General features: G+C 37.4%; 2 protein-coding genes. Both read left to right on the top strand.

Translation table 11 applies throughout. From position 1 onward, the window contains the following. Positions 1-360 (top strand): ParA family protein (locus tag H6G97_RS51110; protein WP_190947780.1); only part of this gene is annotated, 360 nt, incomplete at its 5' end. A gap of 2 nt (positions 361-362) precedes the next feature. Next, the gene (locus tag H6G97_RS51105; RefSeq protein ID WP_190947779.1) at positions 363-1,328 is read left to right on the top strand and encodes a ParB/RepB/Spo0J family partition protein; all 966 of its coding nucleotides are present in this window, start codon (positions 363-365) and stop codon (positions 1,326-1,328) included. The last annotated feature ends 205 nt before the right edge of the window (positions 1,329-1,533 follow it).

Here is a 1,533-nt window from a genome sequence, read left to right as displayed (position 1 = left end):
AGCTTAACTGCGGCTACACATCTAGTTGTGCCTATCCAATGCCAATTTAAATCTTTTCTTGGCACTGACCTTTTACTTGATACTGTTGGACGAGTTCGTAAAAAACTCAATAAAAATTTAGAAATTGCTGGATTTATCCCTACGATGCTTGATAGCCGTACAGCGCAGGAAACTCGTACTGTTAACGCTATACAAGACCAGCTTTCGCAAATAGCAACAATATATCCTGCTATCCCAAAATCAATTGCATTTGCCGATGCTTCTGAACGTCGGATTCCATTGGCTGTATATGATAAAAATCATGCAGCACTTAAAGTCATGAATAAGATTGTTAAAGATTTAGAAAAACTAAAAGTGTAACAATGACTAAAAAAGACGTAGTATATAGTGCAAAGCTTAAACATACTAACCCTCTTGATTTAATATTTAGCGATGGTGATTCTGAACTAATTACACCTAAAAATCAAGCTGCTAGCGTCAAACCAGAGCGAATTAGGTTAGACCCAACCCAACCGCGACGCTATTTTGAGCCTAAGAAGTTAGAGGAACTCACACAGTCCATAAAAGTAGTAGGAATACTTGAACCCTTGCTAGTGCGTCCTTTAGGAAATGGGGACTATGAACTTATTGCAGGGGAACGCCGCCTCATAGCAGCAGGAATGGCTGATTTAGAAGAAGTACCTGTTGTCATCAAGGAAATGGATGATGCTACTGTAAAACAGGTTAGATTAATTGAAAACTTACAGCGTGAAGATTTAAATGCCTACGAAGAAACTATCGGGATTTTAGAATTACTTGTTTTACGGTTGAAGATGTCGCAGGATGAGGTCGTAAGCCTGCTCAATCGTATGGAAAAAGCTAATCGAAAAAAGGCGGATAACGTTATCCGCTCAGATGAGATTGCAATAGTTGAGGGTGTATTTATGGCGTTTGGCAAACTGTCCCCTGAATCATTCCGAACAAATCGCTTGCCTCTATTAAACCTGCCTGATGAAATTCAGCAAGCTTTATCTCAAGGTAAAATTGAATATACAAAAGCCAGAGCGATTGCAAAACTCACAATTGACGAAGATCGGAAAGAATTACTTAGTCAAGCAATAGATAATAATTTATCACTAGTTGAAATTCAACAATTAGTACGGAATATTCGGAGTAAAGAGGAAGGTAATGATAATCCCCCATTACTTAAATATCAATATAAAGAATTAAGTAAACAACTGGCTTCATCTAAAGTTTGGGATAATCCTAAGAAAAAGAAAGCTTTGGAGAAATTGCTCAATCAAATAAAAATTATTTTAGAAGAACAAGAGGAGAGTAGTGAAAATTAAATAAGTTTGATTTCTTTTTATCTATCGGAAATCGCATATTGCTTTAAACCCCGCTCCTTGTGGGCGGCTTAGTTTCCCCACTCCCGACTCCCTTTCATCCCAAGACTGTTCAAGTAGCTTTCCGTAGGAAAGTCGCCTACTCTGAAAAAAGGAATTATGTTTTTTATCTCCATCAATGAATTGAGTTACTCAGTCCATTAATTAC

This window comes from Nostoc flagelliforme FACHB-838 (assembly GCF_014698065.1).
Lineage (GTDB): Bacteria > Cyanobacteriota > Cyanobacteriia > Cyanobacteriales > Nostocaceae > Nostoc > Nostoc flagelliforme_B.
The sequence above is the reverse complement of the archived record's forward strand: the minus strand, read 5'-3'. Positions and strand labels throughout refer to the sequence as shown.

Bases quoted from the DNA above. Each gene is read 5' to 3' on its own strand.
- H6G97_RS51105 (WP_190947779.1), top strand. From the start codon at position 363: ATGACTAAAAAAGACGTAGTATATAGTGCAAAGCTTAAACATACTAAC.